General features: G+C 58.8%; 12 protein-coding genes and 1 pseudogene. 10 read left to right on the plus strand and 3 right to left on the minus strand.

Features of this window, described 5'->3' with window-relative positions:
* From QWZ03_RS11285 to QWZ03_RS11295, 3 genes are all read left to right on the plus strand, one after another.
* On the plus strand, nucleotides 1-1180 hold a 1180-nt coding region (locus QWZ03_RS11285; RefSeq protein ID WP_290332809.1), incomplete at its 5' end, for an RHS repeat domain-containing protein.
* 21 nt (nucleotides 1181-1201) lie between these two features.
* The gene (locus QWZ03_RS11290; RefSeq protein ID WP_290332810.1) at nucleotides 1202-2140 is read left to right on the plus strand and encodes a hypothetical protein; all 939 of its coding nucleotides are present in this window, start codon (nucleotides 1202-1204) and stop codon (nucleotides 2138-2140) included.
* Between the two features lie 983 nt (nucleotides 2141-3123).
* Complete coding sequence (locus QWZ03_RS11295) at nucleotides 3124-4377, plus strand: DEAD/DEAH box helicase (RefSeq protein ID WP_290332812.1); 1254 nt, start codon at nucleotides 3124-3126, stop codon at nucleotides 4375-4377.
* Here the strand turns inward: QWZ03_RS11295 and QWZ03_RS11300 are convergent.
* A complete protein-coding gene (locus tag QWZ03_RS11300; RefSeq protein ID WP_290332813.1) occupies nucleotides 4347-4883 on the minus strand; it encodes a DUF1993 domain-containing protein in 537 nt (178 codons plus the stop codon). The genes QWZ03_RS11295 and QWZ03_RS11300 overlap by 31 nt on opposite strands.
* Nucleotides 4884-5102: 219 nt before the next feature.
* On the opposite strand from QWZ03_RS11300, the gene QWZ03_RS11305 reads away from it, so the two are divergent.
* Nucleotides 5103-5807 (plus strand): glutathione S-transferase N-terminal domain-containing protein, encoded by a 705-nt coding sequence (locus QWZ03_RS11305; RefSeq protein WP_284196344.1) that lies wholly within the window; start codon nucleotides 5103-5105, stop codon nucleotides 5805-5807.
* Between the two features lie 144 nt (nucleotides 5808-5951).
* On the opposite strand, the pseudogene QWZ03_RS21005 reads toward QWZ03_RS11305, so the two are convergent.
* Nucleotides 5952-7091: pseudogene (locus QWZ03_RS21005) on the minus strand (PA0069 family radical SAM protein); the annotation flags it as partial.
* Between QWZ03_RS21005 and QWZ03_RS11315 the strand changes: the two are divergent.
* From QWZ03_RS11315 to QWZ03_RS11340, 6 genes are all read left to right on the plus strand, one after another.
* Nucleotides 6985-8133 carry a glycerate kinase gene (locus QWZ03_RS11315; RefSeq protein ID WP_290332814.1) on the plus strand — a complete coding sequence of 383 codons (1149 nt, stop codon included), beginning with the start codon at nucleotides 6985-6987 and terminating at the stop codon, nucleotides 8131-8133. The pseudogene QWZ03_RS21005 and the gene QWZ03_RS11315 overlap by 107 nt on opposite strands.
* 203 nt (nucleotides 8134-8336) lie before the next feature.
* Nucleotides 8337-8819: a (2Fe-2S)-binding protein gene (locus QWZ03_RS11320; RefSeq protein WP_290332815.1), complete on the plus strand. Its 483-nt coding sequence runs from the start codon at nucleotides 8337-8339 to the stop codon at nucleotides 8817-8819.
* 1 nt (nucleotide 8820) lies between these two features.
* Nucleotides 8821-10986 (plus strand): xanthine dehydrogenase family protein molybdopterin-binding subunit, encoded by a 2166-nt coding sequence (locus QWZ03_RS11325; protein ID WP_290332817.1) that lies wholly within the window; start codon nucleotides 8821-8823, stop codon nucleotides 10984-10986.
* Nucleotides 10987-11221: 235 nt separating this feature from the next.
* Entirely contained in the window at nucleotides 11222-11902 is a 681-nt protein-coding gene (locus QWZ03_RS11330) for a substrate-binding periplasmic protein (protein ID WP_290332818.1), read from the plus strand.
* A 53-nt stretch (nucleotides 11903-11955) separates the two neighbouring features.
* Nucleotides 11956-12957: an XdhC family protein gene (locus QWZ03_RS11335; protein ID WP_290332820.1), complete on the plus strand. Its 1002-nt coding sequence runs from the start codon at nucleotides 11956-11958 to the stop codon at nucleotides 12955-12957.
* A complete protein-coding gene (locus tag QWZ03_RS11340; protein ID WP_290332821.1) occupies nucleotides 12947-13543 on the plus strand; it encodes a nucleotidyltransferase family protein in 597 nt (198 codons plus the stop codon). The genes QWZ03_RS11335 and QWZ03_RS11340 overlap by 11 nt, the downstream gene beginning before the upstream one ends.
* A gap of 79 nt (nucleotides 13544-13622) precedes the next feature.
* On the opposite strand, the gene QWZ03_RS11345 is transcribed toward QWZ03_RS11340, so the two are convergent.
* Nucleotides 13623-14222 carry a 3'-5' exonuclease gene (locus QWZ03_RS11345; RefSeq protein ID WP_290332822.1) on the minus strand — a complete coding sequence of 200 codons (600 nt, stop codon included), beginning with the start codon at nucleotides 14220-14222 and terminating at the stop codon, nucleotides 13623-13625.
* Between the last annotated feature and the right edge of the window lie 49 nt (nucleotides 14223-14271).

The following is a 14271-nucleotide window of genomic DNA, read 5'->3' on the forward strand; positions in this document are numbered from 1 at the left end:
CCGGCTGGGCAGCCTGGTGGCCATCACGGGCGCCGACGGCAGCCTGAAGGACAAGCTCGCCTACGACGCCTGGGGCAAGCGCCGCAACCTGAACGGCAGCGGCATGCCGGACGAGCTGGGCGACGGCAAGGTCATCGACCGGGGCTTTACCGGCCACGAGATGCTGGACGAGCTGGACTTGGTGCACATGAACGGGCGTATCTACGACCCGCTGGTGGCGCGATTCCTGTCGGCGGACCCGTTGATTCAGGACCCGGAGCATAGCCAGAGCTACAACCGCTATACGTATGTGTGGAACAATCCGACGAATATGACGGATCCGACGGGGTTTGCGGCGGATGATGTAAGACGTGAAAAAGAAGGTGATGATGACGATGATTGGATCAAGGAGGTTCAGAAGAAGGTACGCGCCTACTGTAGGGGCAGTGCAGACTTATTGTGCAATTACCGCACTTCGGTAACGGGATATTTTTACCACGCGGCAGGTGAAACCCATATGATCTCCGCTGCAACTTATGGACATTTGGTTTGGGCTGGCAATGCTCTATTTAATCAAGGAGGGCAGTCCTCTTCCGTTAGCAATGGGATAACTAGTCACATGTTGGCGGAGCAAGAATACATGCATACCACTGGCAGTGGATTGCCATTTTATGCTGTGGTGCCTGTATTTAATTTGCATGCAATTAGTATTGGGATTGCTGCTCACGCTGAATTTTCTAATTTGGTTCGCGGCAGAGGAGGTTTGGGTAATGTTTTTGTTAGATATCCAGATGGAATAAAGTGGGGGTTCATTGATGGTGTAATTGGTCATTATGCGGCAGAGCTGAAGTCAAATGCTTGCTTGGCTGGTGCAGCTTGTCTACTTGCAGCTCAGATGCAGTTGGATAAGTATACGACCGGTACAGGTTTTGCAAAGATGAATGTAATGAGTGAATTTTTTTCTGGAGAGCCATTTTTAATGGCGACTGGTACGACGTTTCTTGGGCAGAGATATGAATTTACGTATAATCCCGGTCCGTCGCTGGGATTGGTGGGGTACTCCGCAAGATTGCTTGATACTGCTGCTCAGCGTGAGGCGAGAAGCATTGCTGGTGAGAAGAGCAGAGAGGCTATCTTACGTGAAGGTGGTGGGGAAAATTATGGGGCTCCACCACCTTCATGGGTTTATGTTTTGCCGTGAAATTGAAAGGGGGCTGTTTGGATGAGTAAATATAAGTTAGGGCAGGAGAAGCACTCATACCTAGCGCAGAAGTTTGCTAGTGAAGGAGGGGGTGCTTTTGAGCTTATTGAATTTTTAAAGGAGCGAGGGATTGCTGCATTTATGCCGCAGCTGGAGAGTTTGTTTGATAGGTGTATATCCGATCAAGAGAAACGTGATCTTGATTTGTACTTGTGTGAGGTTGTAAAAGAACGAATTGGTAGCATGCATTACAATAGACCAACCGGTTGGGGTGGGGGGCCTTGGCCTGGTTATAAGTCAGAAATTTTAGAACGTTTTCGGCGTGGTGAAATATACAAGCCGTTGGACTATGATTTTTATCCTGAGAGATGGGGTGAGGTTGAAGGAGAACACCCCGTATTCTATAGGCGAAGAATAGAGATGATGGAGGATAATGGAAGATTTAAAGAGCGGGAGCGAATGTGGGAGGGGGGGAGAGATAAGAGACTGAAGGAAGAGGCATTTGCTCTTGGTGGAGAAGGGAGGGCATATGACCTTAGTGGTAAATGCGATAGGTTGGAGTTTTACCAGATGATTCTGGCGGCGGAAACTAAGGTGCTGGGTTTTTCATTTGATGAAAAATCGTCGGGGCCAGAATACCCGGTATTTTCTAAGCAGTTGACTGAGAAGTGGAAGATTTCTTGGGTGCTGAATGACTCTAGTTATTTAGCACCATTCCATGAGCAAGGATCTTTGGATGCTTTGCTACAATTAAGGCCGGTGAAATCTCCAAGGCAACGGAGTAGGTTGAAGGATGAGTATACGTCTTTATATTTGAATTATGCAATTCCAACTTTTCACTGCTATTTACCTTTTAGGTCGCTAGAGAACTTTGAGGTTTGTATTAAGGCACACGTGAGGGTGTTTGAGTTTTTTTGGGTGAGGCTGGAAAATATAATATGTGAGTGCCTTGGCGATTGACTGTACCCCGTCGGTTCGTTGCCCTGTCCGCTCGTCCGCAACAGCTAGGGTACGCATATTGCAGTTCGCGCCGACCTCGGCCGTATCGAATACAAAACCGACCCCCTGGGCCAGGTGCCCTGTCCGCTCGTCCGCAACAGCTAGGGTACCCATAGCGAGCGGGCTTTTCACTAATATCCCGTCACTTTTCAGGCCACCAGACCGACAGCTTGTCTGCGCCAGCCGCGCGATAGCTGCCGGATTGCTTAAGTTTTGTGCAATTCGGCAGTGCTGGACGCGTTTGTTCCCGGACAGCCTTCCGTTGCCTGTGCTGCTTCCAACGGCTGCGGTGCACTACCTGCGCAAATAGACGCCTGCCAGCAAGCCATCCCAAGCCTGAAACAGATATGCCCCCTTGGGTATCTGCTGGTAGGGATCCATCCCTTGCCAGGCTTCGAGTGGCGTACGCCCGTTCACGTGACGCGGGGTCAAGTCTTGTATTTTGCGTGACAGTCCATTTGTGCGTAGCCCATTGGGCCGCATGTCGTAGTGCACAAAGCCGGTACCGGTTCACGCCGTATCGGCTTTCTGCTGCCTTCACTGCTTTATGCCCGTTCTATATCTGTTCGTGGCCTGTTTCGGGCTGTTCTGGACGCCAAGCACGGCCTCACTCTGTTCGCCCCCGGCGCAGTGGCAATGGCCTGCCCTCGAGTGTCAATGAACGCAATGGGTGGATAGGCTTTCGTATCGCCCGCACGCGTTGATTTGACGTTCTCGCACGCCAGGCCTGGTAAACCTGCCTGGTGTCGCTGTTGCGTATAGACAGCGCCGCCGGTGCCGTCCTCTTTTTTCAGGTGCCATGGCTGCCGCCTGCACAATCGATCCGAATCGGCCAGATGGGGGCATCAGCTTGCCGGGACTTCTCCCGCTTAGGCCTGCCAAGATTAGGCCTGATTGCTGGCTTGGGCACGTATAATCATTCCCTTTTATAAGTGCGGGATACCATGTCTTTTGCCGATCTGGGCCTGACTGAACCGCTGCTGCGTAAGCTGGCGGCCTGTCAGTATGCTGAGCCCACGCCCATACAGCAGCAGGCGATTCCGGCCATTCTGCAAGGGCGTGATGTGTTGGGGCTGGCGCCGACGGGATCGGGCAAGACGGCGGCTTACTGCTTGCCCTTGCTGCAGCAGCTTTCTGCCTTGCCCGAGAGCAAGGTAAGGCGTTTGCAGGTGTTGGTGCTGGTGCCGACGCGCGAATTGGCCATACAGGTGGATGAAACGCTGGGGCAACTGAGCCAGGGCACTCGGCTGAAGCGGGTGCTTGCCTACGGTGGCGTATCAATCAACCCGCAGATGATGGATTTGCGGGGAGGTGCCGATGTGGTGATCGCCACCCCAGGGCGCCTGCTGGATTTGCTGGGGCAGAATGCGCTGAGCCTGGGTAGCTTGAGCACCCTGGTGCTGGATGAGGCAGACCGTCTGCTGGATATGGATTTTGCCGATGAGCTGGGCCGGTTGCTGGCCTTGATGCCCACGCAGCGGCAGAACCTGTTTTTCTCGGCGACTTTTCCCGCTGCTGTGATGGCGCTGGCCGACCGCTTGCTGCGGAACCCGGTACGCATTGTGCTGACGACGGAACCCGCTGATGCGCCAGCCATCAGCCAACGCGCCATACAGGTGGACGACAACCGCCGCACGGCTTTGCTGCGCCATTTGCTGCAGCAGGCGCAATGGACTCAGGTGCTGGTTTTTGCCGCATCCCAGCATGCTGCCGAGCGGTTGGCCGACAAACTGGGCAGTGCCGGCATTGCCGCTGCTGCGCTGCACGGGCAGCTTAGCCAGGGCAGGCGAGGGCAGGTGCTGCAGGATTTCAAGGCAGGCCTGCTGCAGGTGCTGGTAGCGACCGATATTGCTGCGCGCGGCATTGATATCGTCCAGTTGCCGGTGGTGGTGAACTACGATCTGCCGCGTTCGGCGGTGGATTACGCCCACCGCATAGGCCGTACGGGGCGCGCGGGGGCGGATGGCCTGGCGGTGAGCTTTATCAGCGCTGATACCGAGGCACATTTCCGCCTGATAGAAAAACGCCAAGGGCTGCGGGTTGGGCGCGAAGTGGTGGCGGGGTACGAGCCAATACAACAGGCCTGGGCGGTGGTGGATGCCAGCGGCAATGGTGGTATCAAGGGCAAGCGCAAGAGCAAAAAAGACAAGCTGCGCGAGGCTGCAGCCTATGCCACAAAAGAAAAACCGGGGGCATAGGCATGGTGACCGTCGAAATCCTGCTTGCTGAGCGGCACACCCTGGTGGCGCAGGATGGCGTAAACCATGCTGAGGTGGAAGAAGAAATTGGGCAGGGTGTAGTGCAGCAGATAGTCGTGCCGGTTGAACTGGCGCTCGGCCTGGCCTGCCTGGGTGGTGATGGGCAGTTCGGGGGCAAGCGCTATCTGTTCGCGGGTCAGGCAGTGCAGTAAGCCCTGCGTCTGGCTCAGGCAAGCCTGCAGCCCTGCAAAGCTGCTGCCGGTATCTTGCAGGTTGGGAATGGCCAGGCCCGCCAAGGGGTAACAGGCGCGCAGGCTGAAGCCAGCGGTGATGCCAACCTGCTGCGCCAGATTGAACATATCGGGAGCCAGATGCGCGTTCAGCAGCTTCTCGGCTGCATACCCATCATTTTGGGCATGCATGGCGGCTTTCGCCAGCATGTGTGCCAGTTGTTGCAGATAGTGGCTGAACACGGGCACCGAAGCGTCGTAGAGGTTGGTTTGCATGATGACCGAGTCGCTTGTGGGGCGGCAAATCTAGCTGATTCCGGCGGATTTGGGGCGCTGGCATCACGAACAAGCTCCCGTGTAGCGGTTGGACAAGCGAGCGGTGCTGCGGGGTGATGCTTGAAAGCGGAGGCGGTCGCCCTGATGTAGAGCACTGCTGCTGCATCTACTTCCACTCATCAACCGGTGTGCAGGCTGGGCCTGCCCCGAAGGATAGACATGATTGACCTCTCGGCTTTCCCCATCACCCAGAAGTGGCCCGCAACCCATCCCGACCGGCTGCAGCTGTATTCCTTGCCCACACCTAATGGTGTGAAAGTCTCGATCATGCTGGAAGAGACGGGCTTGCCTTACGAGGCTCACCTGGTCAGCTTCGAGACCAACGATCAGATGTCGCCGGCGTTTTTGTCCTTGAACCCGAATAACAAGATACCGGCGATATTGGATCCCCAAGGCCCTGGCGAACGGCCCCTGGCCCTGTTTGAGTCGGGCGCCATCCTGCTGTACCTGGCGGAGAAGACGGGGAAGTTCCTGTCGGCTGATCCTGCCGAGCGTTACGAGACGATACAGTGGCTGATGTTCCAGATGGGGGGAATAGGCCCGATGTTTGGCCAACTGGGCTTCTTCCACAAATTTGCTGGCAAGGATTATGAAGACAAGCGTCCGCGTGATCGCTATGTGGCGGAATCCAAGCGTCTGTTGGCGGTGTTGAACCAGCGCCTGGCGGACAGGGAATGGATCATGGGTGAGCGCTACACCATCGCCGATATCGCGGTGTTTCCCTGGGTGCGCAACCTGATAGGCTTTTATGGCGCGGGCGAGCTGGTAGGGGTTAGCGAATTCCCCCATGTGTTGCGGGCACTGGATGCTTTTGTGGCACGGCCAGCCGTTGCCACTGGCCTGGGGATACCGGCCAGGAGCTGATGCAGCCGCTCGGTCAGCTGAATAGATCGAGCTGGCCATCGGGCCGGGGTGGGCGGAACAGACTAGTATCCAGCCCACGGTGGGCTGGTCCAGCCCCAGGCGTTGGCGTGCCAGCTTGAAGCGCTGCGACAGCATATCCGCAAACACCCCTACGCCGCGCATACGCTTGCCAAAGCGGGCATCGTTGTAGCGGCCGCCGCGACTTTGCCGCAGCACACTCAATACATGATCTCGCTTCAAGGGGTAGTGCTGGGCCAGCCAGTCATCAAACAGCTGGGCCAATTCCAGCGGCAGGCGCAGCAGGACATAGCCAGCGCGGCTGGCACCTGCTGCCTGGCAGGTCTGTAATATCTGTTCCATCTCATGATCATTCAGTGCCGGAATCATCGGCGCGGCCAGCACTCCTACCGGTATGCCGGCCTGCGCCAGCCTGGCAATGGTCTCAATCCGGCGCAGCGGCTGGCTGGCACGGGGCTCCAGCTTGCGTGCCAGTTCCCTATCCAGGGTGGTAACGCTGATCATGACTTGCACCAGGCCGTCTCCGGCCAGGTCGGCCAGCAGGTCGATATCCCGCTCTATTAGGGCATTCTTGGTCAGCAGCATGGTGGGGTGGCGTGTTTCGGCCAGGACTTCGAGTACCGCCCGGGTCAGTCCCAGCTCCCGTTCTGCAGGTTGATAGCAATCGGTGTTGCTGCCTATGCAGATGCTGCTGGGCTGGTAGCCGGGCTTGGCCAGCTCTGCCCTGAGCAGCGCGGCTGCATTGGGCTTGGCGATAATTCTGGTTTCGAAATCCAACCCCGGCGAATAGCCCCAATAAGCATGGCTGGGGCGGGCATAGCAGTAGATACAACCATGCTCACAACCCTGATAGGGATTGATCGATTGCTGAAAGCGCACATCCGGCGAGCTGTTGCGGCTGATGATGGACTTGGCTTCGTGCAGCGTAATCACCGTACGTGGCTTGCCATCCGCCTCCCGTAGCCAGCCATCGTCCACCGCCTCGCGGGCATGGGCCGCGTAGCGGTTGTCGGGATTGCGGGCTGTGCCACGGCCGTGTAGAGACTGGTCCATGGTCGCCATGATAGCACCGCGGAGAACGTTCGTTCTCCATTGGCCATGCAAAACGATAAACGGCCGGGCACTTTCCTGCCGCTCGTCAGGTCGGCACACTATGTCCATGCAGACCTCATTCATACCGCGCATCGTGATTGCGCCTGATTCCTTCAAGGGAACCTTGTCCGCTGCACAGGCCGCCCATGCCATGGCAACGGGCCTGAGCCGCATATGGCCGGAGGCCGACCTGCATCTGCACCCCATGGCCGATGGCGGCGAGGGCACGCTGGAGGCGGTAGCCGCAGCCATGCCGGCGCAATGGCAGCACGCGGTAATGCCTGATCTGGAGGGCAGGCTCAAACCTGCGCGGTGGTTGCGCCTGCCTGATGGTTCGGCGGTGATCGAATCGGCTGAGCTGGTGGGGATAACGCTGGTGGGCAGCAGCCAGGTTGCAGACCGTAGCACCCTGGGGCTGGGCCAGTTGCTGCTGGCAGTGCTCGACGCGGGCTGTGCACGTGTGTTGCTGGGCCTAGGGGGGACAGGCACCAATGACGGCGGCGTAGGGCTGCTGGCAGCCTTGGGGGCACGTTTTCTGGATGGCCGTGGTTTGCTTCTGCCACCCACATTGGCGAGCCTTGCCGATCTGGCGGTGGTGGATTTGTCGGGCCTGGACAGCAGGCTGGCGCAGACCCGGCTGGTAGCCCTGGCTGATGTTGCCAGCCCCCTATGCGGCGCAACTGGGGCCACTGCGGTGTTTGGCCCGCAGAAAGGTGTGCGCAGCGAAGAGGTGGATCGCTTCGACCGGCGCTTGCAACGCTTGGGCGAGTTGGGCGATGCCGTGCGCGGCCAGGATTTACGCGATCAGCCAGGGAGTGGTGCGGCAGGTGGGCTGGGCTGGGCGCTGCGCCTTTTAGGGGCGACGCTGGAGCCTGGCGCCGAGGCAATAGCCGATCTGCAGAAGCTGGATGCCAGCCTGGCTGGCGCTGATTGGCTGCTGACGGGAGAGGGGCGGTCGGATGCGCAGACGCCCTTGGGCAAGGTGCCGTGGCGGGTGGCGGGTCGCGCGGCTCGCCTTGCGGTGCCGGCCAGCCTGCTGTCGGGCGATATCGACAGCGCTGCGCTACCTGCTTTGCAGCAGCGTTTTGATCACTGCCTGGCTTTGGTGGGCGGTGCGGTAGACCGGGAAACCGCGCAACGCGATGCGGCTAGTTTGCTGACCGATGCTGCTGAAGCCATGGCCAGGCAGCATTGCGAGCGGTTAGCCAAGCGTTGATGCAGGAGCTTCCTGGAACCGCGCGGTCGTTGCATGGCGCCGTTGCAGTTGTTACGCAGGCCTTGTCTTGCTTGGAAATCGAAACGCCTGGAAATGCCACCCGGTGAGATGGATGCCATTGAGTGTTGCACCGTGCTGTTTTCTGGCTGCGTGCTTTCTATACTGCTGAAGTTCTTCCCATCGCCTGCCCGGAGGCTCTACCCATGTTGAAACTCAGTATCAACGGCAAGACCCATGAGGTCGATGCCGATGCAGACACGCCCCTGTTATGGGTGTTGCGAGACGAGCTTGGCTACACCGGTACCAAGTATGGTTGCGGCATGGCCTTGTGCGGTGCCTGCGCGGTACTGCTGAACGGGCAGCCTACCCGATCCTGCAGCTTGCCGGTATCGGCGGTCGGCAAGGGCAAGGTCACCACCATAGAGGGTATCAGCGGTGCGCCAGCGCGTGCAGTACAGGCCGCTTGGCAAAAACTGGATGTGGTGCAGTGCGGCTACTGCCAGTCTGGCCAGATCGTGGCGGCGACTGCTTTGCTGGCGCAAAAGCCCAAGCCGACGAATGCCGATATCGATGCCGCCATGTCGGGCAATGTCTGCCGTTGCGCCACTTATCACCGCATCCGGGCTGCCATCCATGAGGCTTCGGCCATCATGGCTGGCAAGGCTTCAGACAAGCTGGAGGCCTGATATGGACAAGACTGTGGAGATATCGCGCCGTGGCTTGCTCAAGGCGGGTGCACTGGGTGGCATGCTGGTGGTCGGTTTTCAGTGGTCGGGAAAGGCCCGAGCCGCTGCCATGCCGGCCAGCTTGGCGCCGAATGCCTTTGTCCGTATCGCCAGCGACAACAGTGTCACCATCATCGCCAAGCATCTGGAGATGGGGCAGGGCAGCTATACCGGCTTGGCGACCATACTGGCTGAAGAACTGGATGCAGACTGGCGCCAGGTTATGGTGGAAGCAGCGCCGGCCGATGCCAAGCGTTACAACAATCTGATGTGGGGGCCAACCCAAGGCACCGGTGGCAGCAGTGCCATGGCCAATTCCTGGAAGCAATTGCGCCAGGCAGGGGCAACGGCCCGAGCCATGCTGGTAGCCGCAGCGGCCCAACAGTGGCAGGTGCCTGCGGCGGAGATTGCCGTGGCACAAGGCAAGCTAAGCCATGCCAGCGGCAAGCAAGCCAGTTTTGGCGATCTGGCGGCGCTGGCCGCCACCATGGAGGTGCCCAAGGAACCCAAGCTGAAAGACCCCAAGGATTTCAAGCTGATCGGCAAGCAGAAGTTGCCGCGCAAGGACAGCAAGGACAAGATTACTGGGCGCGCCCAGTTTACCCAGGATGTAAACCTGCCAGGCATGCTGACGGCTGTGGTGGCGCACCCGCCGCGCTTCGGCGCCAAGCTGAAGTCCTTTGATGCCACGACGGCCAAGCAGGTCAAGGGCGTGGTGGAGGTGGTCGCCATACCCAGCGGTGTGGCCGTGTTGGCACACGGTTTTTGGGCGGCCAAGAAGGGGCGCGATGCGCTCAAGCTGGAGTGGGATGAGACAGCGGCTGTGCCCCAAGGCACGCCAGAACTGGTGGCCCAGTACCGGGCACTGCTGGATCAGCCAGGTGCCGTGGCCAGCAAGACGGGCGATGTGGTAGGGGCCTTCAAGGGGGCCGCCAAAGTGCTCAAGGCCGACTACTACTTTCCTTATCTCGCCCATGCCGCCATGGAACCGCTCAATTGCGTGATGCGGCAAGACAAAGATGGGGTAGAAGTCTGGAACGGCGAGCAGATGCAGACGGTGGACCAGGCCATGATCGCCAGCGTGTTTGGCATCAAGCCAGAGCAGGTCAGCATCAACATGCTGTACGCGGGGGGCAGTTTTGGTCGCCGGGCCAATCCGGCTTCCGACTATCCTATGGAATGCGCCCATATCGTCAAGGCCACCGCTGGCCGCCACCCGGTCAAGCTGGTATGGACGCGCGAGGACGACATGCGAGGCGGTTACTACCGGCCGCTTTATCTGCACCGGGTGGAAGTGGCACTGGATGCTGGCGGCCAATTGCTGGGCTGGCGCCAGCGGGTGGTAGGCCAGAGCATCATGACGGGCACGCCGTTCGAGGCATTTGGTGTGAAGGACGGAGTGGATGCGACCTCGGTCGAGGGCGCATCGGACCTGCCTTATGCTGTCGCCAATCTGCAGGTAGACCTGCATTCACCGCGACTGGGCGTGCCGGTGCTGTGGTGGCGTTCGGTAGGGCACACCCACACGGGCTATGCCGTCGAAACGATGATAGATGAAGCGGCCAAGGCCGCTGGACGTGACCCGGTGGCGTATCGTTTGGCCTTGCTGGATAAGCATCCCCGCCACGCTGGTGTATTGAAGCTGGTGGCCGAGAAGGCTGGCTGGAATCAGCCGCTCAAAGCGGGCAAGAAGGGCGAAAAACGGGGCAGGGGGGTGGCCGTGGTGGAGTCTTTCGGCACCTTCGTGGCTGAAGTGGCAGAAGTCACTGTACGGCCGGATGGTAGCTACAAGGTAGTCCGGGTAGTTTGCGCCGTCGATTGTGGTATTGCCATCAACCCGGATGTGATTCGGGCGCAGATGGAGGGTGGCATAGGCTTTGGCCTGTCTGCCGCCATGCACAGCGCAATTACGCTCAAGGCCGGTGCGGTAGAGCAATCGAACTTCCATGATTACCCCGTGCTGCGCATAGGCGAAATGCCCAGGATAGAGGTGCATATCCTGCCCAGCGATGCGGCTCCGCGTGGGGTGGGTGAACCCGGCGTGCCGCCGATTGCACCCGCCGTGGCCAATGCCATTGCCGCCGCCACCGGCAAGCGCCTGTACGACCTGCCATTCAAGCTGAGCTGAATGTGAAGGGCAAGCTCCCGGTCGAGGAGCGGGAACACGCTGCCAGACGCATTATCCCTGGGTACTGTGTTTGGCAGCCATCTGGAGTTGGAGGTGTAGTGATGGTTGCCTGTCTGGATGCGCTTGGCGGCGCGTGCGGCTTGCTGTGGCTGGCGAGCGGTGTTGCGGTTGTAGCGCCATGAGGGCGCGCCAGCCTGCCTTTTTAGGGTGGTTGCTGGGCTTGTTGCTATGTCTTGTGCCGCCAGTGCTTGCCCAGGCCGAGGTGCTGACGGTGGTGGGTGAACATGCGCCACCGTATCGCATCATGCAGGATAAGGCGTGCCGCGGCCTGTATTGCGACACCATGCAGGCGATAGCCCGGCGTGCCGGATTCGAGGTGCGTTATGTGCAAGTACCCATGGCACGCGCCTTGATGATGATGGAGCACGGCCAGGCGGATTTGATGCTCGGCCCCAATCGAACGCCGGAGCGTGAGCGCTATATGGTGTTTCTGGAGGCGGCGTTCCCGCCGGCACGCAAGGTGTTCTATCAACGGTTGGACAAGCCTCTGCTACGCGCCTATGCCGACCTGGCTGGCAAGGTTGTCTCGGTCGAGCGCGGCAAGCGGTTTTTCGAACCTTTCGACAGTGATACCGCGCTGGTGAAGGATCTGGTGAGCGATCCGCGTATTGCGCTGCGCAAGGTTGCCATGGGGCGGAGTGACGCGGCCTTGATACCGGAAGAACTGGGCGACTGGCTGCTGCGGGAGGATGCCATAGAATTGGTCAAGGCACCTTGGGCGATAGAAGGACGCCCTTCGCATATCGCTTTCTCGATCGCATCGCCCCGGATCAAGTGGCTACCCGCGATAGAGCAGGCCTTTGCCGAGATGGCGAGAGAAGGGGAATTGCAGGCGATTTATGCCCAGTATCGTTAGGGCGGTGACTGGCCACTCTGGTGGCGAATAAGAACGGATAGCAGGAGTCAGGCTTGGACGCATTGGATCTGGCGGTATTGCAGCGTGCCCGTTGTTGGCATGAGGATGGTCATGCCTTATGGCTGGTCAGCGTGGTGGAAACCTGGGGGTCGGCTCCCCGACCGGTAGGTTCATTGCTGGCGGTGCGCGATGACGGTGCCGTGGCGGGCTCGGTATCAGGTGGCTGTGTCGAGGATGATCTGGTCAGGCGCGTCAGTCAGGGCGAGCGGCCGTCGGCCGCTGGCTTGGTCTGTTATGGCGTGAGCAAGGAGGAGGCCAGCCGCTTTGGCCTGCCCTGTGGCGGCACCTTGCGCCTGCTGGTGGAGCCCCTGTTGGCAAGCACCTGGCTGGAGGATCTGCTGCAACGTGCCAGCCGGCACGAGTTGGTGGCACGCACGGTAGAGCTTGGAACCGGTACCGTTACCTTGGCCGCGACCCAGCGTGGTGCAAGGCCGACATTTGACGGTGAGCGATTTACCAGTATTTTTGGACCGCAATGGCGTCTGCTGCTGATCGGCGCTGGCCAGTTGTCGCGCATCGTGGCCCAGATGGCCCAGCCATTGGGTTTTAGCGTACACGTCTGCGATCCGCGCAGTGAGTACCACGTGGACTGGGATGTGGCCCATGTCCATTTTGAAGTGGGTATGCCTGATGACGTGGTGCTGGCCATGGAGCCTGATGCCCATACCGCCATCGTGGCACTGACGCACGATCCCAAGCTAGATGATATGGCCTTGCTGGAGGCGCTCAAGTCTCCAGCCTTCTATGTGGGGGCGCTGGGCTCACGCCGCAACACACACAAGCGGCGCGAACGCTTGGCACTGTTCGACCTGGCGGATGAGGAGATACAGCGGCTGCACGGCCCGGTGGGGCTCTACCTGGGTAGCCGTACCCCGGCGGAAATCGCCATCTCCATCCTGGCGGAGATTGTGGCAGTCAAGAATGGCATACCTGTAGTGCAGGTACCGCCCGCATGGTCGGAGGAAACGCCGGAGGCGGCCAGGCATGCTCCCTGAAAGGGGCCAGCTTGCCGGTTTGCTACTGGCTGCTGGGCGCAGTAGCCGTTTCGACCCGACGGGCAGGCAGAGCAAGCTGTTGCAGCGCTTGCCTGATGGCAGGCTGGTGGCGGTGGCTGCTGCACAGACCTTGCTGGCAGCGGTACCGCGTGTCGTCGCCCTGGTGCCGGACAATGCGCTCCCGACTACCGTGCAACTGATACAGGCCTTGCAACAAGCGGGATGTCACATCGTGCCCTGTCCAACGGCGCAGTCTGGTATGGGCCACACGCTAGCGGCCGGGGTGGCTGCAACCCAGAACGCCGCCGGCTGGCTGGTGATGTTGGCGGATATGCCGGCAGTGGCGGCCAGTACGGCGCAGGCGGTAGCAGGTGCGCTACAGCAGGGTGCCGCAGTGGCAGCGCCTGTTTATGCAGGCAGGAGGGGGCACCCTGTGGGTTTTGCTGCTGTGTGCCGGGATGATTTGCTATTACTGAGTGGCGATCAAGGCGCAAAAGTCGTTGTTGAACGATTTACCGTCAAGCAAATACCGATAGATGATCCTGGGGTACTTATTGATATTGATCGCCCGAGTGATATTGCGTAGGCGCACTCGCCATGCACGGATTGATTGGCGTTAGGAAATATTTCTTTTCATGACGTCCATCATTACCTTGGGGTGCGGCTTATTTACTTCGGTTGGTTGTGCGTGGACGGTAATTATCTTTGATTTTGAAAGTTTCAGTGCCGTATATATAGGGTAGCAAGCGTGCAATATTGCGCGCATCGTCGATGCCACGGTGATGTTTACCCTCAAACGTAAGGCCGGATAGTCTGATGGCCTCACCAAGTCCCGGCTTTCTCATTAGGTTTTGCTTCTCAGTAATCAATTTTTTCAGGTCGACATGCTGCGCCGAAACAGGGTTGGGGACTTTATTGAATAGACAATCTTGCTCAAGCTGCTTGTAGTCATAATCACCCCAGGAGCAAAAGATGAAATTGGGGTACTGGTACAGCCACTTCTTGAACGCGAGGACGGCGTCGTGAAACAGTGGAGCACTGTCTACCTCGGCTTGCTGTATGGAGGTAAGTGACTTGCAAAAGGGAGTGAGGTTTGGATGCCTGACAGGCCGGATGAAGCTTTGAAATTCGCTGATGATTTCAAGATTATGGGCGCTTGCCATAACGGCACCAATCTCGATGATTTCCATGTGTTCTCGGGAAACTGATCCCTGGTCGCAGCATGTTGCTTCAAAGTCGATGATGAGATAATTGTCTGGTTTCATATCCTTGTTTTTATTGTTAAGTGGCTGTTGTGATTAATATCCCGCCTTG

This window comes from Chitinimonas viridis (genome assembly GCF_030409555.1).
Classification (GTDB): Bacteria; Pseudomonadota; Gammaproteobacteria; order Burkholderiales; family Chitinimonadaceae; genus Chitinimonas; species Chitinimonas viridis.

Bases quoted from the DNA above. Each gene is read 5' to 3' on its own strand.
- QWZ03_RS11290 (WP_290332810.1), top strand. From the start codon at position 1,202: ATGAGTAAATATAAGTTAGGGCAGGAGAAGCACTCATACCTAGCGCAG.
- QWZ03_RS11295 (WP_290332812.1), top strand. From the start codon at position 3,124: ATGTCTTTTGCCGATCTGGGCCTGACTGAACCGCTGCTGCGTAAGCTG.
- QWZ03_RS11300 (WP_290332813.1), bottom strand. From the start codon at position 4,883: ATGCAAACCAACCTCTACGACGCTTCGGTGCCCGTGTTCAGCCACTAT.
- QWZ03_RS11305 (WP_284196344.1), top strand. From the start codon at position 5,103: ATGATTGACCTCTCGGCTTTCCCCATCACCCAGAAGTGGCCCGCAACC.
- QWZ03_RS11315 (WP_290332814.1), top strand. From the start codon at position 6,985: ATGCAGACCTCATTCATACCGCGCATCGTGATTGCGCCTGATTCCTTC.
- QWZ03_RS11320 (WP_290332815.1), top strand. From the start codon at position 8,337: ATGTTGAAACTCAGTATCAACGGCAAGACCCATGAGGTCGATGCCGAT.
- QWZ03_RS11325 (WP_290332817.1), top strand. From the start codon at position 8,821: ATGGACAAGACTGTGGAGATATCGCGCCGTGGCTTGCTCAAGGCGGGT.
- QWZ03_RS11340 (WP_290332821.1), top strand. From the start codon at position 12,947: ATGCTCCCTGAAAGGGGCCAGCTTGCCGGTTTGCTACTGGCTGCTGGG.
- QWZ03_RS11345 (WP_290332822.1), bottom strand. From the start codon at position 14,222: ATGAAACCAGACAATTATCTCATCATCGACTTTGAAGCAACATGCTGC.